The following is a 25,214-nucleotide window of genomic DNA, read 5'->3' on the forward strand; positions in this document are numbered from 1 at the left end:
GACGGGATATTTTTTTATTTGGAAGTCTCTTAGTGACTAGATGATTGAATCGTGTCAAGAAGTTGATGAATTGCCAGGGACTCGTTCAGCGGCATTATGGGACTTTCCGTTAAACCTAAACGTAGGCAGCGCATAGTTTCTTCCGCTTCCCTAATAAGGCCAATCCTGACGGGATTCGTATATTGCGGAAATAACCCAGTTAAAGGTTTGGCCATTCTTCCCAACTTCCTGCCGATTCGCTCTGTTAATCCAATTTCCTGAGCTTGGTTGCTAATCACCTGCATACTGGTTGGATCTATAAATGGTGATGGGATATGAATGCACCCATCTGTACCCACAATGTGAACATCATTGGACTGTGTACCGTTAATAGTGGCAGTGATGGAAACAGTATGGTTCGGATAACCTAGAATGACTGCACAATTGACATCCACACCTGCATCTGTGCGAATTACCTGACACTGGTGATTTTGCGGTTCCCCAAATAAGAAGAATGCAAGATTAAGGGCATAACAGCCAAAGACTAACATTGCCCCACGGCCATCTTCTGGTTGTCCTAACTTTGCTAAATCTTTTTTGTAACCGATTCCCGCGTTCAGCGAACAGATATCTCCGATGTATTTTTGTTGAATTAGTTGTTTGCATTCCTGAATGAATGGGTTAAATCGCATCCACATTGCTTCCATGCAGAATAGACCAAGTGAGCGGGATTGTTCCACTACCTGGTATGCTTCTTCCCATGAGCGAGTAAATGGTTTTTCGCAGAGAATAGCTTTTCCGCTGTTCAGTGCCATGAGGCAGTGTTCCTGATGTAAACTAGTTGGTGTAGCGATGTAAATTACATCAATCTCCGGATCATTGAAGAAGTCCTGAAGCGTTGGATGGGCATTAGCAAAACCGAATTGTTGGGAAAAACGGACTGCGTTATGGGGATTCCTTGAAGCTACTGATTGCTTGACTGCACTCTCAAGCCCTGTCAGACTTAAGGCAAAATTCTCAGCAATCTTACCTGTACCGAGAATTCCCCATCTAATCTTTTGAATATCCGAAGTCATTAAATATCTCCGAAAACTGACAAAATCATACCATTATATTTTTAACTATTGCTTACCCAAGTTTTTATTTCCATTTGGCATCATTTGGGTTGATTTTAATCATAGGTTTTGTAAATTAAGTAGTCGTGCAAAATAAATTTTATAGTTATACCATTTCTTTGTGAGCCTGCGCCAAATTTTTTGATCTTTTATTTCTTTCTTCGCGTCCTTCGCGCCTTCGCGGTTCGTTTCCTATCTAATTTGGCGCATCTTCATAGAGAATTGGTATTAGGAGAGGGAACAGGGAACAGGGAACAGGGAACAGGGAACAGGTAAGAAATACAGACATTCTTGTTTTCAATCAATATGTACAATTAATTTTGCTTGGGTACTTATAGCAATCGTGACGTACTCCACACACTACCTCTGCGCTCTCTGCGTCTGGAGCGGTATGGCTATAACTTGCATGACGACCTAGGAGTCATACGCCTCCCGTCAAGGATACGTTTTAAAAACTCCGTGCATAAATCAAATGTGCTTATCTACTCAATATTTTATCTCATTTTATCTCATTCCCAATCAAAGACTAGGAATGAGATAAAAGATCATCTGACTCTACTATCACTTCACCATGTTATTACAAAAAAAGTTCGATCAAACTAAATCCTTCACACTGGCAATTCCTTCACCACACCACGCTTGTAACAGCCATTTTTTAGATTGTTGATCAAGTGCTGGTAAAATGCGGAAGTTGAAAACATCCTGCCAAATTTCAACGTTATTTTCAGTAACAAAGGCTTTTTCCAATTCTTTAAACTGTAGATAATCACGATCATTAATAGAAATCAGCATGGGAATGATGATGCTGATGGAAATTTGAGTAGCAGCCATGCCTATAGATGTCATTGTGGGTAATCCTCAAAAATACAAATAAATTGATGATTTTAACCAACTCCTGATCTTTGCTGCTGGCAAGTTCCAAATAGATTCATGCCACAACTACTCAAATTATCGCTTTAATATTAGGAATAAGGGCAATAATTAATTCCCTACACCTAAACATAAACACTTATTGTGTATGACTATAGTTAAAGTCCCACCAAAACACTATCCTAAGGCAGAAATTATGCGTCGGGGCATGGCACTGGGGATAGATTTTCTTGGTGTTTGGTTAGTTGCTTCCCTGCTGGGAAGCGGTAATAGTGGCATTCAATTTGCTCAAATTTTCGTTTTTATCCTCACCTGGCTAGTTTTACGGGTGCTAGTGGTGTACAACAATCACGGGCAAAGTTTAGGGCGTTGGGCGGTTGATTTAAAAATTTTAGAACTTGATAATAATGGGCAAATAGTCGGCAGAATACCTCAATTACCAGCATTATTGCAGCGCGAAGTAATTATTTGCCCTTGTTCCTTGCTACTCTCCATTAGCTTGAGCAATATAATAGCTAATCCCACTGCTATACTGCTAGTACTTCCCCTGGCAATTGATTGTGGTGCCGCCTTATCAGATACTCAGATGCGGCAGGCATTACATGACCGCTATGCTAAGACAATCATCGTTTCCTCGCGGCGTGGCTATTCACTGGATTTAAAAATTAAGCGATTAGTTGAAAAAGTGCAGCGAAATGTGAGAAGATAGTCATTTGTGTTAAATCTCTCCAGGCTTTACTGTTTGTAAGATTATGGCTAAGAGTAAAGGTGCCCGCATAATAGTGACACTAGAATGCACCGAGTGTCGTACCAATCCAGACAAGCGTTCTCCAGGCGTTTCTCGCTATACCAGCACCAAGAACCGTCGGAACACCACTGGCCGCTTAGAACTGAAAAAGTTCTGCACCCACTGTAACAAACACACTGTTCACAAGGAAATTAAGTAAAGATGAGTTATTATCGTCGTCGCCTGTCGCCAATTAAGCCAGGAGAACCAATCGATTATAAAGACGTTGATTTATTACGTAAATTTATCACCGAGCGTGGTAAGATTTTACCTCGGCGGATTACTGGGTTGACATCTCAGCAACAACGTCACCTAACATTGGCGATTAAACGCTCTCGGATTGTGGCCTTGTTGCCATTCATCAATGCAGAAGGCTAAGTAGATTTTGGATTTTGGATTTTGGATTTGAGAAATAATCCAAAAAAAAGTAACGTTAGCAATACTTAATTAAACGTTCCTTTGAGTCCAAAATCTAAAATTTGACTAAGAGTAAAGGAATGTATAACAGCATTCCCCATTTCAAATCATCAGATTGGGGATTAGATAGTAATTATTTAATCCAAAATCTAAAATCTAAAATCTAAAATTACTAAAGTGCGAGAGTTGTGGACAAGGGGACGCTAGTTGAATTTAGGGTTCAAGGCGATAGCCGTCTAGGAATAGTAGATCGTCCAGACGGCAAGACCCGTTGGTTTGTAGTAGATGAACGAGGACAATCCCACAGCCTCGCGCCTCGACAAATAACTTATACAGTTAACGGACAAACTTACAAGCCCTCGGAAATTGCCAGCTTTTTAGAACAAGTAAAGCCTTACTTAGATGCTTCTAGCTTAGAAGTAGCTTGGGAATTGCTGGTGGAAGATGGAGAAACTGTCACCCCCAGCCAAATGGCCAATTTGCTGTTTTCTGAATCAAATTCAGTTCAGTGTTACGCTGCTCATTGCTTGTTATCAGAAGACAAACTCTATTTTAAGCAAAAAAGCGATGCTTATGAACCGCGTACAGCTACACAAGTAGCAGAACGCAAACACCAGATTGAAGTAGAAACCCAAAAAGCAAAGGGACAGCAGGAATTTTTAGGACGTGTAGAACAGGCACTTAAGGGTGAAACCGTAGAATGGCAACGCCATGACCGCCAGCGCTTGGAAGCACTGGAAAAATACGCGGTGCTATTGGCAGACATTGTGCGAACGGGGGTAAACTTCGACTCTTTAGCTCGTGCATATCCTCCCGGTGTACCAGTGTTAGAAACTATGAATATGCTGGGACGGTCTGCTACACCCCAAGCAGCCTTTCAACTATTAATAGACATAGGTTGGTGGAATAACCATGAAAACCTGTTCCTGCGTCGTTCTTCAATTCCCGTTCAGTTTCCCAACAAGGTGTTAGAAGTGGCGCAACAACGCTTAGATTTTCCCCCAACTGACTTAGATGTAAATCGTTTGGATCTGACTCATCTGAAAGTATACACAATCGATGACGAAAGTACTACGGAGATAGATGATGGATTAAGTTGGGAATTACTAGCAGATGGTCGGGAAAGGCTGTGGGTACATATTGCCGACCCGACTAGGTGGTTAATCCCAGAAGATGAGTTGGATTTAGAAGCGAGAAAGCGGGGGAGTACAGTTTATTTACCGACGGGGATGATTCCTATGTTTCCGGAGGTATTAGCTACAGGCCCGATGAGTTTGGTACAAGGGAAAATTTGTTGCGCTCTCAGCTTTGGCATTGTTTTAGATCAAACTGGATCTGTAGAAGATTACTGCATTCATCCTAGCTTGATGAAGCCGACTTATCGCCTCACCTATGAAGATGTAGACGAGATGTTGGAATTGGGAGTAGAAGCAGAACCAGAAATTGCTGCGATCGCTAATTCTGCACAACGACGCAAAGCTTGGCGGTATAATCAAGGAGCCATCAGCATCAATATGCCAGAGGCGATGATCAAAGTCAAAGACGATGATATCAGCATTGACATTTTAGATGATTCCTCTTCTCGGCAGTTGGTAGCAGAAATGATGATTCTTGCCGGAGAAGTAGCGGCACGTTACGGTCAAACACATAATATACCATTACCATTTCGCGGACAACCCCAACCAGAATTACCCCCAGAACAAGAATTACTACTACTTCCTGCCGGGTTTGTTCGTTCCTGTGCCATGCGTCGTTGTATGCCCAAGAGTGAAATGAGCATTACACCTGTGCGTCATGCTGGTTTGGGTTTAGATACCTATACCCAAGCAACTTCCCCGATTCGGCGTTACAGTGATTTACTCACCCACTTCCAACTCAAGGCACACTTGCGAGGCGAAGTTTTACCCTTCTCTGCTGAACAACTCAAAGAAGTGATGATGACTGTCACCAGTACCACTCAAGAAGTGACAATGGTGGAACGACAAACTAACAGATACTATGCTCTAGAGTATTTACGTCGTTATCCTCAGCAAGTATGGCAAATAACAGTCTTGATGTGGTTACGGGAAGATAGCAACTTGGCATTAATCTTACTAGAAGATTTAGGTTTACAGTTGCCAATGGCTTTTAGACGTTCTGTGAATTTAGGTGAACAATTGTTAGTTAAGGTTAGTCTGGCAGATCCGCAGAAAGATATGATTCAGTTTCAAGAAATAATTTATCAAGAAGCTCAGTCAACTGCTAATTAAGTCAGGGACGCGGAGAACTGTTTTGATCAGCAATTAAGTAGAGTGAAACCTTCTTTCTCCATACTCCCTGTCTCCTGCCATCTGTCTGTCACCTTCTATATTAGTCACAAAGTAACCACAACACTTATTTTAGAGTTTTAAATCACACCAAAAATGTCTAATTTCCCACCTTCATATAAAGGTGGGATTTTTAATATGATGTTGATCACAAAAAAATAACTTAAAATAGTGAGCTATTTTGCGAAAATTTCTGTAAAATCGAAGTCTAAATTACAAAAACCGCAATTAACACTTGAATTTTGAATAGCTTATGTTCCGTTTGCTAAGTTTGTTTTCTATCTTCCTGAGTGTTTTGCTAATGGGCTGTTCTCCACCAACCATAGCTAACTCTCCCACTACTACTACATCAGATTCCCAAGTGCAAGCACCAGTGTCTAAAGGTCAAAATCTGCCAATTACGGCTCAAGCTACTATCCCTAAAGGAACAAAAATTAAGTTAGAAGTAGCGCGAACACCAGAACAGCAGATGATGGGGTTGATGTATCGGCCTGCTTTACCAGATGATCAGGGAATGATGTTTGTTTTTCCTTCAGCACAACCCGTAAGTTTCTGGATGAAGAATGTACCTGTAGCCTTGGATATGGTCTTTATGGAAAATGGGAAAGTCAAATACATTCAAACCGCTGCACCTTCCTGTCAGGATGAGCCTTGTCCCACCTACGGGCCTAATGTACCCATAAACCAAGTGATTGAATTGCGAGCCGAACGAGCTAAAGAATTAGGCTTGCAAGTAGGTGATCATCTCGAAATTGAGTTCTTAAATCCTGGTAATTCTCAGTAATCAGAATGTGGAAGCTGACTTTGTGAAGGAACTGTAAAGTTTTAATGAAGATTTCTTTGTAAAAAAAATATTACGTAGAATAGTAAAATTCACAGATAAGAGGTTAATATTTACCAGTAGCGTTAATAACATCAAGCTTTATTGCTGCCCAAATCCAATTTTCATCTTTGCTTTCTAGACAGGATAACAATTTCAGAGTTTATGCAAAAATCTTCCCTTTGACGTAAGTGTAACTAGTCGTCAATAGAGGAGTATAGGCTATGAAATCTTTTTAACTCAATGTGACATCACATAAACAGTACAGAAAAGTACACAAGATCAAGTCAAGGAATTTTGGATTTTAGACTGAGGTATTGATCAGTTAACAGCATAGTGACACATAAAATACTGGCTACATAATACTCAGAAATAAGGAACAGATAGATGATAATACACTCTGCTCAAGGAGGTGAGATACAAATGGCACCATCAAGATATTCTCGATTAATTAATTTTCTCCAAGAAGATTTGGCAATTTCTACCGATTCCCTTTCTGTCGCCCTGCGTCATCGTGAGCAAGATCCAGGCTCATTAACCATGATTCTTTGGCAGTATGGGTTAATTACTCTAGAGCAGTTGGAACAAATTTATGATTGGCTGGAGACGGCATAGGTAAGCAATTGAAAATGCCTCTTGCAGAGGAGCTATGTTCACAAAATTAGAAATTCAAAATTAGAAAATGGATTGCTGTTGATCATTGTCAATTTAAATTGAGAACAGTTGAGCTAATTCGGGAGAATTGAAGTATGTCCCATCAACTCTGCCTTGTGCAAAGTTTGATAGATAGAACGATTAATTCAGACAGTTTATCCTCATTGACATTCAAACTAAAAGAGCGTGTTATTTGTTTAACACGCTCTTTTAATAATATTATTGGTCAAAGATTTATAACCAAATGGCCGAAAAATTTTAGATTTTAAATTTTAGATTTTGGACTATAGAATTTTGGGTACAAGCCCCGCCCCTTTAGGACGGAATTAATCCAAAATACTCGCTGCGTTGCTTACGCTTCGCTAACGCCTATTTAAAATCCTCAAGCTCCACACTTGAAGGTGGAGTAAATCCAAAATCCAAAATACTCGCTGCGCTGCGTACGCTTCGCTAACGTAAATCTAAAATTGATTGACTAATCAAGATTTTCCAAAAACTCTTGCTGCTGCGGCTACACCTGCACCAGAATTAAAGTTTTCCAGACCCAGTTCTAAGAGAACTACTTCCAAGGATGCTATACAACTGAGGATATCGCGATCGCTCACAAAACCCAAGTGACCAATGCGGAAAATCTTATTACTCAGATGATCTTGACCACCAGCTAAAGCAATATCAAACCGTTTTTTCATCAATGACCGAATTTTATCGGACTCTATTCCTGGGGTGGCTACAGCGGTAATTGCGGGACTTGCACATTCATCAGCAGCAAACAATGGTAAATTTAGGGCTTTCATTGCTGCACGAGTAGCATTTTTTTGCCGTTCGTGACGAGTAAAGATTGATTCCAACCCTTCTTTTTTCATCATCCCCAAAGTGGTGTGTAATGCCACCATTAAGTTAACTGGGGGAGTAAAAGGAGTTGTATTTTTAGCGGTAGCTTTACGATATTTACCTAAATCTAAATAATATTTTGGCAACTTCGCAGTTTTGTAAGCTTCCCACGCTTTAGGACTGACAGAAACAAATCCTAAACCGGGGGGAATCATGTAGCCTTTTTGAGAACCAGAAGCGACTACATCTAAACCCCAAGCATCTACAGGGACATTGTAAGCACCCAAACTGGTGACAGCATCAACGATAATTAAGGCTTGACCATGTTCTTTGACGTGGCGGTTGATAGCTTCAAGATCATTGATGACACCCGTTGACGTTTCGCTGTGGGTGATAATTACAGCTTTGATTTCCTTGTTGGTGTCTGCTTGCAACTTTTGTGCAAACTCTGCGGGGTCTAAGGGTTGTCCCCATTCTGCGGTAACAGTTTCGACATTAAGACCAAAAGCTTGGCCTACTTCTACCCAACGTTCACCAAATTTACCATTAGAACCAACTAAAATGCGATCGCCTGGTGAGAGAAAATTAATTATTCCAGCTTCCACTGCACCCGTACCACTAACATTCAGCATTAGCACATCACTTGCTGTTTGATGTAGCCATTTGAGGTTTTCTGTCACCTCACCCATCATGTTGCTGAATTCACTGGTGCGGTGTCCAATTGGGTGCTTGGCTAATGCTAGTAAAGCTGCTTCTGGAACTGGGGTTGGTCCAGGAATCATCAACATCAACTTATCGTCCATTATGTCTATCCTAAAAATCAAATAAAAGTCAAAATTGTGTGAGAATGATTAAATCTAATGGCAAATTTTAGATATTCATCTACAAATTTCGTCATCAGTTTATAGTACCTGAGAGAGCGACATATTCACTAGGTATTAATCAGGAGTAATGACTTTTTCCCCATGATGATTAAGTGACCAACGATGGTCAACCGCGATAGCAGCAGCTTGACAAATTTCCTCCAGTCGCTTCTGTTGCGCCGCAGCTTTTCGCATGGTAATAATTAGCTGAGTCACCTGATGCCGTAAATCTTGGTTTTGACTTACTGCGCTCATGGTTTGCTTCTCTAACAGTTGAAGTATAAGTTCATAATGGATAGGTGCAGGTAGAGGAAGTTGCTCCATGAAGTTAGTTTGAGTTGGCTTTCTTTGAGATTTCATCTTACTCAGAGTGTATCTCTTGTCCACTAAATTGTTACACAGCAAACAAAGTTTGGGGAAAAGGTGATTGGGGAAAAGGTGATTGGGGAAAAGGTGATTGGTGATTGGGGAAAAGGTGATTGGGGAAAAGGTGATTGGGGAAAAGGTGATTGGGGAAAAGGTGATTGGGGAAAAGGTGATTGGGGAAAAGGTGATTGGAGAAAAACCAATACCCAATCCCCGCGTCTCCCCCTCTCCGCGTCCCCGCGTCTCCCCCTCTCCGCGTCCCCGCGTCTCTCCCTCCTCGCGTCCCTATTCCCTATTGCTGTTATTTCCCAAAAAGATTAGTAATTGCTAATTTCGGGTCTGGTTGTTTGACTAACGACTCACCAATCAGCACTGCTGAAACACCTGCTGTTTCCACTACACTTATATCTTCTGAGTTATGAAGTCCTGATTCACTGACTACAAAAATATTCTTTTCTTGCAATTGACTACCTCTAGCGGATAGTAGCTGACAAGTAGTTTGTAAGTCTACAGAAAAATCTTCTAGATTACGATTATTTATACCGACTAATTTAACACCATCTAAGGGTAAAACTCGATCAATTTCTTCTAAACTATGGACTTCAATCAAAGCCGCCATTTTCAGCTTATTAGCGATTTTGACAAAATATTGTAAATCTTGATCGCTGAGAATTGCTGCAATTAATAAAATCGCATCTGCGCCATTAATTCGCGCCAAATACATTTGATAAGGATAAATGATAAATTCCTTACATAGTAATGGTAAATCTACGGCAGCACGAACTAAAGATAAGTTTTCAAAACTACCTTGAAAAAACTTAGTATCTGTGAGTACAGAAAGACAACTAGCACCACCTGCTTGATAAGATTTAGCTATTTCTACTGGGTCAAAATCTGCACGTAAAACACCCTTACTAGGAGAAGCTTTTTTAACTTCAGCAATCAGTGCGGGTTTGGTTTTACCTTGACGGAGTGCGGCGACAAAATCACGGGTTGGAGGTGCAGAAAGGATTGTTTTATGCAATTCTGCCAAAGGCTGCCTTTCCCGCATTTGCTCAACTTCTATCTCTTTTTGCCAAACAATTTCCTCTAAAATGTTATTTGGTGTGGAATCTGGCATCGCTATCTGATAGCGCAATATGGAAATATCAATAGCCTGACTAGGTGAACGACGACGAATTTGCATTTTGGGGAATAGGGGACTGGGGACTGGGGACTGGGGACTGGGGAACAGGGAACAGGGAACAGGGAACAGGGAACAGGGAATAGGGAAGCAAAGGAGAAATATTTAACTTTCTTACTTCTTAACTTCTGTCACCTGTCATCTGTTCCCTGTCACCTTCTTCTAACTTGCGATCGCTCTTTTATAGGCTTCATCTAGCACTTCTGACAGTGTAGGATGGGCGTGAATCAAATGAGCAAGGTGCTGTACAGATTGACGGTTAGCAACTGCTGCGGAGGCTTCGTGAATCAAATCAGAAGCGTGTAAACCGAAAATATGTACACCTAAAACTTCACCAGTATCTTTACGATAAATCACCTTAGTGATGCCATCAGTTTCATTTTCTGCCAAAGCTTTAGAATTACCTTTGAAATAACTTTTGCTAGTAGAAATTTCAAATCCTTCCGCTAAACCCAATTCTTGGGCTGCTGTTTCTGTTAAACCCACATAACTAATTTCAGGATGGGTAAAAGCGGCTGCGGGAATACTGCGATAGTCTACTTTTTTGTCTTTACCAAGGATATTTTCCACAGCAATAATACCTTGACCCGAAGCCGCGTGTGCCAGCATCATCTTCCCATTTGCGTCGCCAATAGCCCAGAGGTGAGGGACAACTTCACCAGATGAAAGTACCGCCATACTGTCATTAACAGGAATAAAATTCCGTTTATCCAGTTCCACACCTACAGAATCTAAACCGAGATTTTTGGTAGCGGGAATGCGGCCTGTAGCTACTAAGCAAGCATCTACTTCCAACACATCTACATCTTCTTTAGTTTGGAAGTCTGCTAACTCAATGACGACGGGAGAACCGGGAATGATTCTTTTGGCGTATATTCCCACTCTGGTTTCAATGGGACGAGGGTTAATTAAAACTCGTTCTGCCAGTTTAGCAATATCACGGTCAAATCCTGGCATTAATTGATCTAGGGCTTCAATCATCGTGACTTCACAGCCCAAAGCGGTGTAAATATCAGAAAATTCTAAACCGATGTAACCACTACCAATAATTGCAATCCATTCCGGTAGAGATTCTAATTTTACTCCTTGGTCGCTGGTAAATACAGTTTTACCATCTAACTCAATTCCGGGAGGAACAAAAGGAACAGAACCGGGAGAAAGAATGATATCTTGAGCCGTGATAGTTTTTTCACCTTTGTCTGTAGTGATGGTGACTTTTTGTGTACCAGCGACTTTTCCCCAACCGCGAATGATATCGACTCCCAACCGTTTGAGACTATTGGTTAAGTCTCCTTGAATTTTAGAAACAAGATTATCGGCATGATTTGCGATCGCTTGTCGATCAAATTCTACATTATCAATTTGAATTCCCAAAGATTTCAGGTGGTGGGCATTACGTAAGTCCCGCACCCTTCCAGAAGCAGCCAGCAGCGCCTTAGAGGGAATACAGCCCCGGTTAACACAGGTTCCTCCCATGTCTGCCGCTTCAATAATCGCTGTTCTCAGACCATAGTTAACGGCGTGTAGGGCTGCACCATGTCCACCTACACCTGCGCCAATAATAACTAAATCGTAATCAAATTCAGAACTCACGTTAGTTTCCCCGTTTCTTTAGCCTACTTGTTTTTAACTGTATATCCCCTCTGTTCCCACATTTCCGCTGCTGCGTTAGTGTTCAGAATGGAACTGGGTAAAATTATAGTTATATTTTGATAATAGGTTTTTCATCACACTGTGCAATTTTAGCGGATTTTCCGATAATTTAGAATTTCGGTACAGTGGATGTGTTGAATATTGAGAGTAAGGACAATTTTTGACTCATAATCTATGAGTCAATAGATTTAGTCGTCATTTTTTAAGCCTCCTACTCAACCAAGGTAATTTGTCGAAATTACCAATTTTCAACCCATTTTAAATTTTTAACTTAAGATAATGCCAATTGCTGCTCACAATTTAATTGTAACTGGGTTTCATGCCCTATCTGACCCGATTAGAATTAGCGTTATAGAACTTCTGCGTCAACGTGAACTTTGTGTATGTGACTTATGTGATGCTTTAGAGGTCAGTCAATCAAAACTGTCTTTTCACCTCAAGACCCTCAAAGACGCTGGCTTAGTTAATGCACGTCATGAAGGACGCTGGATTTATTACAGTTTAAATTTGCCCCAATTTCGGGTTTTAGAACAATATTTAGCAGATTTTTCCATCAATAATCTCATGCCAACACCTCGTTCTTGCCGTGATTAACAAGGTCGATAAGACCAAAATCATAAGTCTGCCATCCAACACATCAATTTTTTTTGATTAATTTTTGTATAGGGTGGTATCCTAGTACTTGACACATCAATTTTTTTTGAAATGATATATAAATACTGTCAGTATCAGAATACTTTGTGCAAATCGAAAAAAGTCTTGATTTGTAGATTGGGTTGTGGAACGTGAATGTATCCCTGCGGGACACTGCGTGTTCGCAAAGCAATAGCATCAAACCCAACAAATGCATCGGTTTACGCTGTCGCTTAACCCAACCTACAAAAAAATGGACAAGGTATTGATAAACAAAAGCAATTTGAATTTAATGAAGTCATTTTTCCAAGAAATTTATCAATTTAGGACAGAAGTTTTAGTAGAAGCAATTGGTACTTTTATCTTAGTATTTGCTGGGACTGGTGCTGTGATGGTAAACAACATCAGTCAAGGTGCTATTACCCATTTGGGAATTAGTTTTGTATTTGGGGCTGTAGTAGCGGCATTAATTTACAGTTTAGGACATCTCAGCGGCGCACATTTTAATCCAGCAGTCACACTAGCATTTTGGACTAGTGGATTTTTTCCCAAAAGGAGAGTATTACCCTATATTTTTGCCCAATTAATAGGATCTATATTTGCTTCTAGTTTACTACTAATTAGTTTGGGAAACGTTGCTAATTTAGGTGCAACTTTACCTCTCAATGGTAATTGGTGGCAATCTTTTATATTAGAAATAGTTCTGACATTTATTCTCATGTTTGTGATTTTAGGATCTGGATTAGATCGTCGCGCCCATATTGGTTTTGCTGGTTTAGCTATTGGTTTAACAGTAGCAATGGAAGCAGCTTTTATGGGTCCGATTACTGGTGCAAGTATGAATCCTGCCCGTTCTTTTGGTCCTGCTTTAGTAGGAGGAATTTGGCAACATCATTGGGTTTATTGGGTAGCACCAATTTTAGGTTCACAGTTTGCAGTCAAAGTTTATGGCATAATTTCTCATAACTTTAGAGATTTTCAAGAATAAAGGGAGTAACAATGACAAAATTCGATCATCCACCCAGAATATTATTTTTATATGGTTCCTTGCGCGAACGTTCTTATAGTCGTTTATTAGCAGAAGAAGCAGCCAGAATAATTCAAGAATTTGGTGCAGAAATCCGGTTTTTTGATCCTCGTGAATTACCAATTTATGGTAGTGTTAGTGATACTCATCCCAAAGTTCAAGAACTACGAGAATTGAGTACCTGGTCTGAAGGTCAAGTTTGGTCTTCTCCAGAAATGCACGGTAACATTACCGGGATTTTGAAAAACCAAATTGATTGGATTCCCTTGAGTATTGGTGCAGTTAGACCAACCCAAGGAAGAACTTTAGCAGTAATGCAAGTAAGTGGCGGTTCTCAATCTTTTAACGCCGTTAATACCATGCGAATTTTAGGGCGTTGGATGCGAATGTTTACCATTCCTAATCAATCTTCAGTAGCCAAAGCTTATCAAGAATTTCATGAAGATGGAACAATGAAAGATTCTGCTTATCGTGACCGAGTAATTGATGTCATGGAAGAATTATATAAGTTTACTTTGCTGTTACGTGACCAAGTTGATTATCTCACAGACCGTCACAGTGAACGCAAAGAAAAAAACAACTAGATCCCCGACTTCTCTAAGAAGTCGGGGATATGAAAACCTTTAAAAACCTTTATTTAACAACTACAAGAATCATGAAAAAAGTCATGTTTGTTTGCAAAAAAAATTCCCGTCGTTCCCAAATGGCAGAAGGTTTTGCAAAAACTTTAGGAGAAGGTAAAATTGCCGTTGCTAGTTCTGGTTTAGCATCAAGTCATGTAGATCCCATTACCGTTGAAGTTATGGCAAAAATCGGCATTGATATTAGTAATCAAAGTTCTAAAGCTTTAAGTGATTTTAATCCTGAAGATTTTGATGCTGTAATTTCCTTGTGTGGTTGTGGAGTCAATTTACCAGAAGCGTGGGTATCAAGAGAAGTTTTTGCAGATTGGCAACTTGATGATCCTGAAGGTCACGGTATTGATACTTTTTACCGTGTTCGTGATGAAGTTAAAGAAAGAGTGATGCAATTGATAGAAGATTTAACCTGTTAAATGTTGGTATTAGTTGATTTTTGAAAAAAGACTGACGACATAAATAAATAGCAGAGTTGAAGAGATTCTTTGACAAAAAAGACATTTTATCAATTTCTCTAACAATACCTTGTTCATTGTTTGTAGCGACTGTCTTGAATGTCAAGCGATCGCTCTTGTTGACGCAACAGGGGAACGCTGCGCTAGATTGGGCGGTGGTAGGCACGGGCAATCAAAAGTGTGCATTTTTGGTCTGAGAAATCAGAAAACTTGGGGATGACAGATAGCTGAAACTGTTAAGAGTTCCCTGTTAGGGGAATAAGAAGTTTTTTTTCATGTGTTCTGGTGTACACAGTTCATGATGGCTACTTAATTATATTTTGTGTAAGTAAGGTAAAACAAGTCGAATTTCTCACACTATGTTTGCTACCCCGGAAGAATAAGCCGTTGACAAAGCCTCTCGTCAAGAAAGTATCGCAAAAATACATGATTCTGTAAAATTAGGTAAACTGATTTTTTGACGTAATTCACCAAAGACCATAGTTAACTCATGCAACTGCAACTCAGAGGTTCTAAATCTACCGTAGCTTCCCTACTATTAATTGCCCCCTTTTTCCTTTGGGGTACGGCAATGGTAGCCATGAAAGGAGTCATACCTCATACCACACCCCTATTCATGGCAGGGGTGCGTTTGTTACCTGCGGGTGTGTTAATTCTGATAGCTGCCGCATTCATGGGTAAACCCCAACCTCAAGGGTGGTTAGCATGGCTGTGGATTGTTATATTTGCCCTTGTGGATGGTATGTTATTTCAAGGTTTTTTGGCAGAGGGGTTAGTAAGAACCAGTGCAGGGTTAGGTTCTGTCATGATTGACTCTCAACCCTTGGCTGTGGCTTTGTTGTGTTTATGGTTATTTCAAGAACATATTGGTTTGTGGGGATGGCTGGGGTTAGGATTGGGAGTTATGGGTATTAGTTTAATTGGCTTACCCCAAGAGTGGATTTTTCATCTTCTTGACTCAGGAGTAAATATCACAACCGATAATTGGCAACAATTATTTGCCAGTGGTGAATGGTTGATGTTACTAGCAGCTTTGTCAATGGCTGTGGGAACCGTACTCATCCGCTATGTATGTAAATATGCTGACCCGGTAACGGCTACAGGATGGCATATGATTTTGGCTGGTTTGCCTTTGTGGGGCATCTCCTCAGTGGTGGAAGTACAACAGTGGCAAAATCTAGTAATATCTGATTGGTTAGCTTTAAGTTATGCCACAATATTCGGAAGTGCGATCGCTTACGGTTTATTTTTCTACTTTGCTTCTAGTGGAAATCTGACTAGTCTGAGTTCTCTGACTTTTCTCACTCCCGTTTTTGCATTAATATTTGGTAATATTTTTCTTTCAGAAGTTCTCACCCCTATTCAATGGGTAGGAGTATTCCTGACTTTAATTAGTATTTATTTAATCAACCAACGGGAAACTTTAGCAGGGAAAAATCAGAAAGTTATTATTAGTGAAAACACTAATCAACAGCCACCAGTTTTAGAAGCATCTGTCAGCAAAAAGTAGCCCCAAATCACCTTAGTGCTGAGAGAATCTCAACCAGAAATTTTACCCGAACCAAGTCAGTGGGAGATTAGGCATATGAGGGATAAAATGCAACTACCAAATACCAATTATCAATCAATAATTCCCCAGTCCATTCTAATATTAACTTCTTTTATTGGACTTAGTTTCTACCCCAGCCGCGCTATCACGGCTACAGTTGACTTAACACCTAATTCGGCAACAGTTCTTACTCCAGGGGTTAAAGATGCAGTTGACTTAACACCTAATTCAGCAACAGTTCTTACTCCAGGGCTTCAAGATGCAGAAGTACAAGTCATTCAAGTCCAACTCAAAGCCTTAGGTTACTATAGTGGCTCCCTCGATGGAAAGTACGGTTCCAGCACCCAAAATGCTTTAGCTCAATTTCAGCAATCACAAGGTTTAAAAAGAGCAGATGGTATTGCTGATTGGGCTACTAGACAGCATCTTAAATCGGTTTTATCAGAGAAAATTAAATGTAATACTGCTGCTATCACTGAAGCGAAAAATCCTGAAATACAACACCAAAAAGATAATTTCATCTGGTGGAGATTGATAAGTTTTGGAGTTGTAGGGACTCTGGGTATATTGTTTTATCTTGCACAAAGGTTATCTGAAAGTAAACCAAGTATAGAATCTACAAACTCAGAACAACTACTTTTAAATCCATCCTCTCAAAAAAGTCCAAGATTTTTTTTAAATCCTGCACCCACTATCCCCTTTCCAGGATCAACAGAATTATTAACATCTCAACAATCTACTGTAATTTCCGCATTGAGTATTGCTGATGAATTGATGAAAGACTTACACAGCAATGATGCTACAAAACGACGCAAGGCTATTTGGCATTTAGGTCAGCAAGGAGATTCCCGTGCCATGAAGCCATTAGTAGACTTGATGGTAAGTGCTGATTCTCGACAACATAGTTTAATTTTGTCAGCTTTGGCAGAAATCGGCATTCGCACACTCAAACCAATGAACCGGGCTTTAGCTATTTCTATCCAAGATGAAAATCCCCAAGTCCGACAAAATGCTATTCGTGATTTATCTCGCATTTATGACATGATGGGTCAGATGAGTCAGATGTTACGCCATGCTTTGGAAGACGAAGATCCAGAAGTACAAGCTACAGCACAATATGCTTTAAATCATATCAATCGAGTGCGTGTTTTACCAAAACTAGATGAATATCTGGAAGATTCACGCCCAGAACCGCAAACTTAAGTCTATATAATTACTAATAAGTAGGTAAACAGAAAAATTTAAAGGTATGTGAAGAAAAGTAAATAGGGCTGAAACCCTCTTTCCCCCTGCTCCCTGCCCCCTGCCCCCTGCTCCCTGCCTTACCCCAACGACAATTTTTAACGCCCACCTACTTATTCTGAATGTTCATTCCCCCACCCCTCCAACCTGGTGATTTACTGCGCGTCATTGCCCCTAGCGGTGCGTTACGAGAATTTGAGGCTTTTAATAAAAGTGTAGAAATTTGCAAATCCCAGGGCTACCGTATCGAAATTAGCGATCGCATAGATGATAGATTTGGTTATCTTGCTGGTACTGATGATCACCGTCGTCAACAGTTAGCAGCAGCATGGCAAGACCCAGAATGTCGTGGTATTATCTGCGCTAGAGGTGGTTTTGGTAGTACCCGCATCTTGGAAGATTGGACTTGGCAACAAAATACAGCAGATCCTAAATGGTTGATCGGCTTTTCTGATATCACAGCCCTACTCTGGAGTCTCTATAACGCCGGAATTGCCAGTGTACACGGTTCCGTACTCACTACCCTGATGGATGAGCCAGAATGGTCAATACAGAGGCTATTTGACATTTTAGCAGGTCGTCCCCTCGCACCTTTAAAGGGTCATGGTTGGGGTGGTGGTACAGTTACAGGTGTGTTACTTCCTGGTAATCTCACAGTCGCAACTCATCTTTTAGGGACACCGATTTTACCTAACCTTGATGGTGTAATTTTGGCTTTTGAAGATGTCACAGAACCACCTTATCGCATTGATAGAATGTTAACTCAATGGCGATTAAGTGGAGTTTTATCTAAAGTTCGTGGTATTGCATTAGGAGGTTTTACCAAGTGTGACGCACCATCAAATATACCTAGCTTCAGTGTAGAGGAAGTTTTGCGGGAACGGTTAGGTGATTTAGGAATTCCCATAGTTTCAGATTTATCCTTTGGTCATGATAGCCCCAATGCTGCGTTACCCGTAGGGGTAATGGTTACATTGGATGCAGATCAGGGAATATTGGAAATTCCAGCATACTAGGAATTTTCTTCAAACCCACTTACGGTAACAACGAGCCGTGGTATAGTAAGGGTGAAAAATTTCCACAAACTTACTCTGAATAGTTTTGAAGAAGGCTTCTATTACTTGTGGGTCATCCAAATGAACAGGAAACTCTTGACTAAAGCCTTTGAAAAAATGCCAATTCAGAATTGTTTTACCCTCTGGTGTTAAGGCTTGATGGAACGAAAGCAACTGTTCACAGGGATCTGGTAAATGTTCTAAAACATCAAAAGAAATGATGGTATCAAAAGTTTCTTCTAGAGGCATTTCTGAACAAAAAACTATTTTTTGACTTAGCCCTAATTGTTCAGCTCGATGACGAACAAAATCACGATTCAGAGGATTAATATCACAATAAATTACTTGTTCAACTTGAGGACAAAGGGCAGCACAAATAGTATGAGTGCCAATTCCACCACCAAAATCTAACACCCGACCTTGGGCATGATTTACAATCAAAAATAACGTATTTTCAATATTTTCAGGGCATTCTAAATGCCATGCTCCCAACTCAAATAAATATATTTCTCCCACTTTGTCACGATAAAAAGTAGTTGCAGTTTCCCAATCAAAATCTCTATGTCCTAACTCGGCTAACTGTTGTGTACCTGTGGCTAATTTTTGCTCTAGTGTTTCTGAATCTAAATGCAAAAATTCTTGTAAATGGTGTTTTAAGTTAAATGAATCTTGATAATCATGATTTAAAGAAGCAGGAAGTGATACTTTAACCATAATTTGATAATGAAGTAAATTTTGTCTCTCTATTATAACAAAAATGTTACCATTTTTTTATTTAAATTTAATTATTTTTTTTAATCTTATAAACCTGTATTCTGATATCATCAAGAGTGTAAAATTCCTGTAAATCGGGATAAATTAATAATCGTATTTATTCGAGGAGTAAATAATTTATGGATAGAAACTTAATAATTGATGTTGGTGTTCACACAGGTCAAGATACAGAATTTTATTTAAAAAAAGGCTTTCGAGTTATTGGTATTGAAGCTCATCCTGACATTTATGAATCTGCAAAAAACCGCCTCAAGTCTTATGTAGAAAGTGGTCAACTTACCCTTTTAAATGTTGCTGTTTCACCCAAGGACGAACCTATCACCTTTTACGCGAACTTAGACAGAAGTTTTTGGGGTACTATTTCACCAGAGAGAGTAAAGGAAAGCGATCGCGCTTTTGGGACTCGTTCGGTGGAGATGACTGTCAAAGGACGCAGATTTGAAAGCATCTTGGAAGAGTTTGGTGTTCCCTACTATCTGAAAGTAGACATTGAAGGTTCTGATTTATTATGCGTTAAGGCATTGCAGGAGTTTGATACTAAACCACAATTTATATCCATAGAATCAACCAAAGCTTCTTGGAATGCTTTACTTGAGGAACTGGAGTTGTTGAAAAAACTGGGTTATCAGAAATTTAAAGCTATAAATCAAGCAAAAGTAACTCAACAAGTTTGTCCTTCACCAGCAAAAGAAGGTCAGTATATTCCATATCAATTTGAATATGGTTCTAGTGGACTGTTTGGAGACGAGACACCAGGTACTTGGCTATCAGAAATTGAAGTAATTAATCTATATAAAAGAATTTTTATAAACTACAAAATATTTGGAGTTCATGGAATTATCTATAGTTTTTCTATCGGCAAAATTCTCTTAGAAAGTCTGAACATCAAAGAACCTTGGTATGATACTCATGCTAGTTTATAAAATTACCAACTAATACATAATATTTTCTAGTCTACCGAGATACAAATTAATCTGAGTTTATGTTCTTCTATCTGCGGTTAATACTATTTTCTTGTACCTCATATAGATAGATTCAGATGAAATTCTATCCAGATAATCCAGATAAATTTTCACAGAGAATAATTATATGATATTTATTATTCTCTGATTCAGACTAACTTAACCTTAATTCAATTACTCAACTGACATAAATCTTCTATGACTCCTATAAACTTTGATCCAATTCCTGAAATATCTGTAGTCATCTGTACCTACAATAGAGCAACATATTTGGATAATACTATTAATAGCGTTATCAATCAAACTTTTACAGAATGGGAACTAATTATAGTAGATGATGGTAGTCTGGATCATACATTTGAAGTAGTGAATCCTTATCTAGAAAAATTCAACAATATTCGTTATTTAAAACAGCAAAACAAAAAACAATGTTATGCTAAAAATGCGGGAATTCAAGCATCATTTGGCAAATACATCACATTGCTAGATAGCGACGATTCATATAAACCAAACCATTTAGAATCTCGCATTGAATACCTAAAAGCTAATCCAGATATTGATTTGATTGAAGGTGGTTTCTTTAGTGAAGAAGAAATTATTGTTGCTGATTATTATCAACCAGGTAAATTAATTAATCTAAGAGAATGTGTTTTGGGTCCGACATTTTTTGGCAAAAGAAAAGTCTTTTTTGAACTAGGTGGATTTAAACATATTACCTATGGGGAAGATACAGATTTTTGGGAAAGAGCAGAAAAAATCTTTAAAACTCAAAAAATCACCGAACCAGAAACTTATGTTTATACAAGAGCAGAAACAAGTGTTACCAAAAACTTTTTAGCCACGCAATAATTTTTTTAGTTTATAGCAATTCCCATTCAAGTGAGGTACAAGCAGTAATAATTAAACGCAGCGAAAAGTTCCTCGAAGCCGGGTTTCCCGGCGTAGGAAACTTTTCAAGACAGATGAACGCAGATAAACGCAGATGATTTTGTAGTTCATTAGACTAGGAAATGCTATAGTTTATTTCATTCAATCGTTGTTTCTACTCTCAAATATTCCTGTGTTTACCCTGAATAACCCAATAAAATAGTGAAATCTAATCAGCATATTTGTCATTTAGTTTTGAGTAATATTGGTGGAGCGCCAAGGACTGCTGACTCGCTAATTTCGTCCCAGTCAAAAACTGGATATGAAGTCTCTACTGTAGTATTGACTGATTTAGATTCACGATGGATAGTAAATTTTAAAGCTGCCAAACAACTAATAATCATGAAAGTAGCCGGTAGTTCATTTTACATTGGTGGAGCGATACATCAAATATGGATAGCTATCCAATTAAATAAAGTAATTGCTGACTTAAAACCAGATATTATTGTTTGCCATACTGCATTTATAACCAAACTTTTTTATCTTTCTCGAAGTATTCCTGGGAGTTTATTAGTTCCATATATTAGCTATATTCATACTGATTTTATTTCTGAATTACAGGCTGAAAGCAAGACTAACTCACTGATAGGAATATTTCAAAACTTATCTATAAGTATTGATAATTGGATGAGTTTGCGTAGTCTTCAGCAAGCTAGTGGATTAGTATTTGTTTGTAAAACCCTATATGAAAGATTCTTAAATCTGGGCTTAAATCCTCGTCACATGGCAATATGCTATAATCCCGCTATCCCTGATTCAAATCATCAGCCTCTCAATTCTAGTGCCGAATCTTGGTTGAAAAATCCTGAGTTAATTACTTTTGTATCTGCTGCCAGATTTCATCCTCAAAAAGATCATCCAACATTACTTAAAGCATTTGCTCAAGCTAGTCAACATCACACTAATATCCGGTTAATTTTACTAGGAGATGGTGATTTAGAAACAGAAATGCAAGCATTGGCAACTGATTTAAAAATTGATGATATTGTTCTTTTTGCAGGAACTGTTCCTAATCCTAGAGCTTACTTCTCATTATGTAGAGCAGTTATACTGGCTTCTCATTATGAAGGATTTGGGATGGTGCTGGTGGAAGCTATAGCTAGTGGAGTCACTTTCATTACCAGTGATTGTCCAGTTGGTCCACGTGAGATTTCCGAATTATTAGAATCTGGAACTATAGTACCACCAAGTGATGTAGATGCTTTGGCAAAAGCAATTATTACTCACGTAGAAACCCCTCAAGAAACAATAAATCGTTCTGAGCAAATAGAACGACTATTTAGTGAGTCTAGTTGTGCCAATAGCTTAGAAATGTTGCTCCAGCAGGTTTTTAATCAACAAGTGTGATTAACTTCATGAGCATCAGAGATTTATATAAAAATAACCAATTTTTGTAGTGAATATTGAATATGAATATTAATTTTTTATTAGCGAAAATCAAAGAAAATTACAATTATTTTTTTAAATCTAACAAGCGTTTTACTAGTTTAGGAATGATTTTAGCTTTTTGTCTGATATCTATATGGGGTTGTCAGCAAATAGCACCAAAAGATAATGGGGTAATTCATCTAACTCTATGGCAATCAATAAATCCTCCTCAAAATCGTGATTTGTTTCAAACCCTGGTAAACAAATTTAATCGAACTCATCAGGATATTCAAGTTGAAGCTATCTTTCAGCCTGAACCTCAATTACCAAAAATATTAACAGCATTTGTGGGTAATGCTTTACCAGATATTTTATGTTTATACCCAGAATATACTGGTCAATTTGCAGAACTGGGAGCAATTCGACCTTTAGAAGATTGGGTGGAAAAATTGCATCTAAAATCAGATATTCGCCCTAATCTATTAGCAGGAATGCAGTTAGATGGTCACATTTGGTCTGTTCCTATGCACACTAGTAATATTGGTATTTTTTACCGTCCTGATCTTTTTAAAACCGCAGGTATAACAGAAATACCTAAAACTTGGGAAGAATTGCGAGCAGTTGCCAAAAAATTAACTATAGACAAAAACGGAGATAATCGACCTGAACAGTATGGAATATTGCTACCTTTAGGAAAAGGGGGATGGACTGTTTTTAGTTGGTTGCCTTTTTTGTTTGGGGCTAAGGGAGAGATTATTAGAAATAATCAACCGAATTTAATTGATGCAGGTGCGATCGCGGCCTTACAATTTTGGCAAGATATGATCGAAGATGGTTCAGTTATGCTTTCTGCTCCCGAACGAGGTTATGAAGAGGATGCTTTTCTTGCAGGTCGTGTGGCTATGCAAATTACTGGGCCTTGGACATTAATTATGAAATCTCAAGTTGATCATCAAGTATTTCCTATACCCGCAGGAAAGATACCTGCTACAGTCACAGGTACTGCAAGTTTTTTTGTGATGAAGTCAGCACCAGAAAGAGAAAAAGCTGCACTCAAATTTTTGGAGTATATCTTAAGTCAGGAATTCCAAACAGAATGGACTATGAAAACGGGTTTTTTACCTGTCACCTTTTCCTCGGCTCGCAGTCAAACTTATCAGCAATTTATTAATAACAACCCTTTATTAAAAGTCTTTTTTGATCAGTTACCTGTAGCACAGGCTTTACCTTCTCCATTGGGATACAATCGTATCGCTGATAGTTTAGGTAGAGCAATTGAAGCCACGTTATTAGGTAAGTCTTCTGCTCAAGAAGCTTTGAAAGAAGCACAAAAACGGTTAGAACTAATTTGGAATGAAAAATAACAAACATTCTGACTCCTGTATGGGCGAACGGCCGTTCGCTCCTCCTCAGCTATTAACGTTTTATTAAGTTAAGTAAAGCAATCCTAAGAGCTTTTGATATGTGTTGATAAAGCGTAATCTGAGGATGATAAGCTAAACAGTGACATATAAAAGTGACTTAGGATGAAGTGTTAAATGGGTGTTTCCTCAACGGCTCCTCTCCTCCTTCGGGCTGCACGTGGTGAAGTAGTAGATCGTCCCCCTGTCTGGATGATGCGACAAGCAGGACGATATATGAAAGCATATCGGGATTTGCGGGAAAAATATCCTTCATTCCGCGATCGCTCAGAAATTCCAGAAGTAGCGATCGAAGTTTCCCTCCAACCCTGGAGAGCTTTCCAACCCGACGGAGTAATTTTGTTTTCCGATATTGTCACCCCCTTACCAGGGATGGGGATTGACATGGATATTGCGGAAGGGAAGGGACCGATTATTTATTCGCCCATACGCACTCAAGAGCAAATTGAACAACTGCGTCCCCTAGATCCAGAAACAGCACTACCATTTATTAAAACGATTTTGGAATCGTTACGGAAAGAAGTAGGCAATCAATCCACAGTGTTAGGCTTTGTTGGCGCACCTTGGACATTAGCGGCTTATGCGGTGGAAGGTAAAGGTTCTAAAACCTATTCCATCATCAAAAACATGGCCTTCTCAGACCCAACTATTCTGCATCAGCTACTCACTAAATTAGCTGATTCCATTGCTGATTATGTCCGCTATCAAATAGATTGTGGCGCTCAAGTGGTGCAGATGTTCGATTCTTGGGCGGGACAATTAAGCCCCCAAGATTATGATACCTTTGCTTTACCTTATCAAAAAATGGTGTTCGAGAAAGTCAAAGCAACTCATCCTGACACACCATTAATTTTGTTGGTGACAGGTAGTGCCGGACTTTTAGAAAGAATGCCAGCTTCTGGTGCAGATATCATTACTGTAGACTGGGCAGTAGATATGGCAGATGCCAGAGCCAGATTGGGTAAGCACGTGAAAGTACAGGGTAATCTTGATCCAGGTGTATTGTTTGGTTCTAAAGAGTTCATCCGCGATCGCGTTTTGGACACCGTTCGCAAAGCCGGTAACTGGGGACACATCCTCAATCTCGGACATGGTGTACTCCCACAAACTCCAGAAGAAAATGTCGCTTTCTTCTTTGAAACCGCAAAAAACCTCAACGCTTTGGTTTAGTCGTTTGGGTGGGCATTGCCCACCTGATAATTAATTAAACCCAGATAAGTAGGTTGGCGTTAAAAATTGTCGTTATGACAAGGGAACAGGGAACAGGGAACAGGGAACAGAGAAGAGGTTTTGGGAGATTTTACTTTTCGTTACATAGT

25 protein-coding genes are annotated in these 25,214 nt (G+C 39.3%); 18 read left to right on the forward strand and 7 right to left on the reverse strand.

The genetic code is table 11. The features are described 5' to 3' along the window. Positions 1-29: 29 nt before the first annotated feature. Both ANA7108_RS0117660 and ANA7108_RS0117665 read right to left on the reverse strand, forming a co-directional pair. On the reverse strand, positions 30-1,055 hold the full coding sequence (locus ANA7108_RS0117660) for a Gfo/Idh/MocA family protein (protein ID WP_016952134.1): 1,026 nt from the start codon (positions 1,053-1,055) through the stop codon (positions 30-32). Positions 1,056-1,688: 633 nt separating this feature from the next. Continuing rightward, positions 1,689-1,940: a hypothetical protein gene (locus ANA7108_RS0117665; protein ID WP_026104272.1), complete on the reverse strand. Its 252-nt coding sequence runs from the start codon at positions 1,938-1,940 to the stop codon at positions 1,689-1,691. Between the two features lie 172 nt (positions 1,941-2,112). On the opposite strand from ANA7108_RS0117665, the gene ANA7108_RS0117670 reads away from it, so the two are divergent. From ANA7108_RS0117670 to ANA7108_RS0117690, 6 genes are all read left to right on the forward strand, one after another. Next, positions 2,113-2,673: an RDD family protein gene (locus ANA7108_RS0117670; RefSeq protein ID WP_016952136.1), complete on the forward strand. Its 561-nt coding sequence runs from the start codon at positions 2,113-2,115 to the stop codon at positions 2,671-2,673. A 43-nt stretch (positions 2,674-2,716) separates the two neighbouring features. Then, positions 2,717-2,911, forward strand: coding sequence for a 50S ribosomal protein L33 (gene rpmG / locus ANA7108_RS29000; RefSeq protein WP_013193232.1), 195 nt, complete (start codon positions 2,717-2,719; stop codon positions 2,909-2,911). Between the two features lie 2 nt (positions 2,912-2,913). Beyond that, positions 2,914-3,129 (forward strand): 30S ribosomal protein S18, encoded by a 216-nt coding sequence (gene rpsR, locus ANA7108_RS0117675; RefSeq protein ID WP_016952137.1) that lies wholly within the window; start codon positions 2,914-2,916, stop codon positions 3,127-3,129. A 227-nt stretch (positions 3,130-3,356) separates the two neighbouring features. Continuing rightward, entirely contained in the window at positions 3,357-5,417 is a 2,061-nt protein-coding gene (locus ANA7108_RS0117680; protein WP_016952138.1) for a ribonuclease catalytic domain-containing protein, read from the forward strand. Between the two features lie 310 nt (positions 5,418-5,727). After that, positions 5,728-6,258 carry a DUF192 domain-containing protein gene (locus ANA7108_RS0117685; protein WP_026104273.1) on the forward strand — a complete coding sequence of 177 codons (531 nt, stop codon included), beginning with the start codon at positions 5,728-5,730 and terminating at the stop codon, positions 6,256-6,258. A gap of 423 nt (positions 6,259-6,681) precedes the next feature. Continuing rightward, on the forward strand, positions 6,682-6,909 hold the full coding sequence (locus ANA7108_RS0117690) for a DUF2949 domain-containing protein (RefSeq protein ID WP_016952140.1): 228 nt from the start codon (positions 6,682-6,684) through the stop codon (positions 6,907-6,909). A gap of 518 nt (positions 6,910-7,427) precedes the next feature. Here ANA7108_RS0117690 and ANA7108_RS0117695 read toward each other — a convergent pair. The 4 genes from ANA7108_RS0117695 to lpdA form a co-directional block, all read right to left on the reverse strand. Continuing rightward, the gene (locus ANA7108_RS0117695) at positions 7,428-8,582 is read right to left on the reverse strand and encodes an alanine--glyoxylate aminotransferase family protein (RefSeq protein WP_016952141.1); all 1,155 of its coding nucleotides are present in this window, start codon (positions 8,580-8,582) and stop codon (positions 7,428-7,430) included. Positions 8,583-8,717: 135 nt separating this feature from the next. After that, positions 8,718-8,966: a DUF5340 domain-containing protein gene (locus ANA7108_RS0117700; RefSeq protein ID WP_026104274.1), complete on the reverse strand. Its 249-nt coding sequence runs from the start codon at positions 8,964-8,966 to the stop codon at positions 8,718-8,720. 343 nt (positions 8,967-9,309) lie between these two features. Further along, positions 9,310-10,194 carry an indole-3-glycerol phosphate synthase TrpC gene (gene trpC, locus ANA7108_RS0117710; RefSeq protein WP_016952144.1) on the reverse strand — a complete coding sequence of 295 codons (885 nt, stop codon included), beginning with the start codon at positions 10,192-10,194 and terminating at the stop codon, positions 9,310-9,312. Between the two features lie 159 nt (positions 10,195-10,353). Then, a complete protein-coding gene (gene lpdA, locus ANA7108_RS0117715) occupies positions 10,354-11,784 on the reverse strand; it encodes a dihydrolipoyl dehydrogenase (protein WP_016952145.1) in 1,431 nt (476 codons plus the stop codon). Positions 11,785-12,123: 339 nt separating this feature from the next. Between lpdA and ANA7108_RS0117720 the strand changes: the two genes are divergently transcribed. The 7 genes from ANA7108_RS0117720 (at position 12,124) to ANA7108_RS0117750 (ending at position 18,404) form a co-directional block, all read left to right on the forward strand. Next, positions 12,124-12,438, forward strand: coding sequence for a helix-turn-helix transcriptional regulator (locus ANA7108_RS0117720; protein ID WP_016952146.1), 315 nt, complete (start codon positions 12,124-12,126; stop codon positions 12,436-12,438). Between the two features lie 331 nt (positions 12,439-12,769). Beyond that, positions 12,770-13,465 carry an MIP/aquaporin family protein gene (locus ANA7108_RS0117725; protein ID WP_016952147.1) on the forward strand — a complete coding sequence of 232 codons (696 nt, stop codon included), beginning with the start codon at positions 12,770-12,772 and terminating at the stop codon, positions 13,463-13,465. Positions 13,466-13,476: 11 nt separating this feature from the next. Next, a complete protein-coding gene (gene arsH, locus ANA7108_RS0117730) occupies positions 13,477-14,088 on the forward strand; it encodes an arsenical resistance protein ArsH (RefSeq protein WP_016952148.1) in 612 nt (203 codons plus the stop codon). Positions 14,089-14,159: 71 nt separating this feature from the next. Beyond that, a complete protein-coding gene (arsC, locus tag ANA7108_RS0117735; protein ID WP_026104275.1) occupies positions 14,160-14,558 on the forward strand; it encodes an arsenate reductase, glutathione/glutaredoxin type in 399 nt (132 codons plus the stop codon). A gap of 529 nt (positions 14,559-15,087) precedes the next feature. After that, the gene (locus ANA7108_RS0117740; RefSeq protein WP_016952150.1) at positions 15,088-16,107 is read left to right on the forward strand and encodes a DMT family transporter; all 1,020 of its coding nucleotides are present in this window, start codon (positions 15,088-15,090) and stop codon (positions 16,105-16,107) included. An 87-nt stretch (positions 16,108-16,194) separates the two neighbouring features. After that, on the forward strand, positions 16,195-17,349 hold the full coding sequence (locus ANA7108_RS0117745; RefSeq protein WP_237741525.1) for a HEAT repeat domain-containing protein: 1,155 nt from the start codon (positions 16,195-16,197) through the stop codon (positions 17,347-17,349). A 161-nt stretch (positions 17,350-17,510) separates the two neighbouring features. Next, positions 17,511-18,404 carry an LD-carboxypeptidase gene (locus tag ANA7108_RS0117750; protein WP_016952152.1) on the forward strand — a complete coding sequence of 298 codons (894 nt, stop codon included), beginning with the start codon at positions 17,511-17,513 and terminating at the stop codon, positions 18,402-18,404. A 9-nt stretch (positions 18,405-18,413) separates the two neighbouring features. On the opposite strand, the gene ANA7108_RS0117755 is transcribed toward ANA7108_RS0117750, so the two are convergent. Continuing rightward, complete coding sequence (locus tag ANA7108_RS0117755; RefSeq protein ID WP_016952153.1) at positions 18,414-19,157, reverse strand: bifunctional 2-polyprenyl-6-hydroxyphenol methylase/3-demethylubiquinol 3-O-methyltransferase UbiG; 744 nt, start codon at positions 19,155-19,157, stop codon at positions 18,414-18,416. A 179-nt stretch (positions 19,158-19,336) separates the two neighbouring features. Between ANA7108_RS0117755 and ANA7108_RS0117760 the strand changes: the two genes are divergently transcribed. The 5 genes from ANA7108_RS0117760 to hemE all read left to right on the forward strand — a co-directional run bounded on the left by ANA7108_RS0117760 (position 19,337) and on the right by hemE (position 25,065). Then, positions 19,337-20,140, forward strand: a complete 804-nt coding sequence (locus ANA7108_RS0117760; RefSeq protein WP_016952154.1) for an FkbM family methyltransferase — start codon at positions 19,337-19,339, stop codon at positions 20,138-20,140. Positions 20,141-20,377: 237 nt separating this feature from the next. Continuing rightward, on the forward strand, positions 20,378-21,028 hold the full coding sequence (locus ANA7108_RS0117765) for a glycosyltransferase family A protein (protein WP_016952155.1): 651 nt from the start codon (positions 20,378-20,380) through the stop codon (positions 21,026-21,028). A gap of 240 nt (positions 21,029-21,268) precedes the next feature. Then, on the forward strand, positions 21,269-22,453 hold the full coding sequence (locus tag ANA7108_RS0117770; protein ID WP_237741526.1) for a glycosyltransferase: 1,185 nt from the start codon (positions 21,269-21,271) through the stop codon (positions 22,451-22,453). 62 nt (positions 22,454-22,515) lie between these two features. Next, on the forward strand, positions 22,516-23,838 hold the full coding sequence (locus ANA7108_RS0117775) for an ABC transporter substrate-binding protein (protein ID WP_016952158.1): 1,323 nt from the start codon (positions 22,516-22,518) through the stop codon (positions 23,836-23,838). Between the two features lie 174 nt (positions 23,839-24,012). After that, positions 24,013-25,065 carry a uroporphyrinogen decarboxylase gene (gene hemE / locus ANA7108_RS0117780; protein WP_016952159.1) on the forward strand — a complete coding sequence of 351 codons (1,053 nt, stop codon included), beginning with the start codon at positions 24,013-24,015 and terminating at the stop codon, positions 25,063-25,065. Positions 25,066-25,214 lie beyond the last annotated feature (149 nt).

The sequence above is a fragment of the Anabaena sp. PCC 7108 genome (assembly GCF_000332135.1).
Classification (GTDB): Bacteria; Cyanobacteriota; Cyanobacteriia; order Cyanobacteriales; family Nostocaceae; genus Anabaena.

Bases quoted from the DNA above. Each gene is read 5' to 3' on its own strand.
- ANA7108_RS0117660 (WP_016952134.1), bottom strand. From the start codon at position 1,055: ATGACTTCGGATATTCAAAAGATTAGATGGGGAATTCTCGGTACAGGT.
- ANA7108_RS0117665 (WP_026104272.1), bottom strand. From the start codon at position 1,940: ATGACATCTATAGGCATGGCTGCTACTCAAATTTCCATCAGCATCATC.
- ANA7108_RS0117670 (WP_016952136.1), top strand. From the start codon at position 2,113: ATGACTATAGTTAAAGTCCCACCAAAACACTATCCTAAGGCAGAAATT.
- rpmG (WP_013193232.1), top strand. From the start codon at position 2,717: ATGGCTAAGAGTAAAGGTGCCCGCATAATAGTGACACTAGAATGCACC.
- rpsR (WP_016952137.1), top strand. From the start codon at position 2,914: ATGAGTTATTATCGTCGTCGCCTGTCGCCAATTAAGCCAGGAGAACCA.
- ANA7108_RS0117685 (WP_026104273.1), top strand. From the start codon at position 5,728: ATGTTCCGTTTGCTAAGTTTGTTTTCTATCTTCCTGAGTGTTTTGCTA.
- ANA7108_RS0117690 (WP_016952140.1), top strand. From the start codon at position 6,682: ATGATAATACACTCTGCTCAAGGAGGTGAGATACAAATGGCACCATCA.
- ANA7108_RS0117695 (WP_016952141.1), bottom strand. From the start codon at position 8,582: ATGGACGATAAGTTGATGTTGATGATTCCTGGACCAACCCCAGTTCCA.
- ANA7108_RS0117700 (WP_026104274.1), bottom strand. From the start codon at position 8,966: ATGGAGCAACTTCCTCTACCTGCACCTATCCATTATGAACTTATACTT.
- trpC (WP_016952144.1), bottom strand. From the start codon at position 10,194: ATGCAAATTCGTCGTCGTTCACCTAGTCAGGCTATTGATATTTCCATA.
- ANA7108_RS0117720 (WP_016952146.1), top strand. From the start codon at position 12,124: ATGCCAATTGCTGCTCACAATTTAATTGTAACTGGGTTTCATGCCCTA.
- ANA7108_RS0117725 (WP_016952147.1), top strand. From the start codon at position 12,770: ATGAAGTCATTTTTCCAAGAAATTTATCAATTTAGGACAGAAGTTTTA.
- arsH (WP_016952148.1), top strand. From the start codon at position 13,477: ATGACAAAATTCGATCATCCACCCAGAATATTATTTTTATATGGTTCC.
- arsC (WP_026104275.1), top strand. From the start codon at position 14,160: ATGAAAAAAGTCATGTTTGTTTGCAAAAAAAATTCCCGTCGTTCCCAA.
- ANA7108_RS0117740 (WP_016952150.1), top strand. From the start codon at position 15,088: ATGCAACTGCAACTCAGAGGTTCTAAATCTACCGTAGCTTCCCTACTA.
- ANA7108_RS0117745 (WP_237741525.1), top strand. From the start codon at position 16,195: ATGCAACTACCAAATACCAATTATCAATCAATAATTCCCCAGTCCATT.
- ANA7108_RS0117750 (WP_016952152.1), top strand. From the start codon at position 17,511: ATGTTCATTCCCCCACCCCTCCAACCTGGTGATTTACTGCGCGTCATT.
- ANA7108_RS0117755 (WP_016952153.1), bottom strand. From the start codon at position 19,157: ATGGTTAAAGTATCACTTCCTGCTTCTTTAAATCATGATTATCAAGAT.
- ANA7108_RS0117760 (WP_016952154.1), top strand. From the start codon at position 19,337: ATGGATAGAAACTTAATAATTGATGTTGGTGTTCACACAGGTCAAGAT.
- ANA7108_RS0117765 (WP_016952155.1), top strand. From the start codon at position 20,378: ATGACTCCTATAAACTTTGATCCAATTCCTGAAATATCTGTAGTCATC.
- ANA7108_RS0117775 (WP_016952158.1), top strand. From the start codon at position 22,516: ATGAATATTAATTTTTTATTAGCGAAAATCAAAGAAAATTACAATTAT.
- hemE (WP_016952159.1), top strand. From the start codon at position 24,013: ATGGGTGTTTCCTCAACGGCTCCTCTCCTCCTTCGGGCTGCACGTGGT.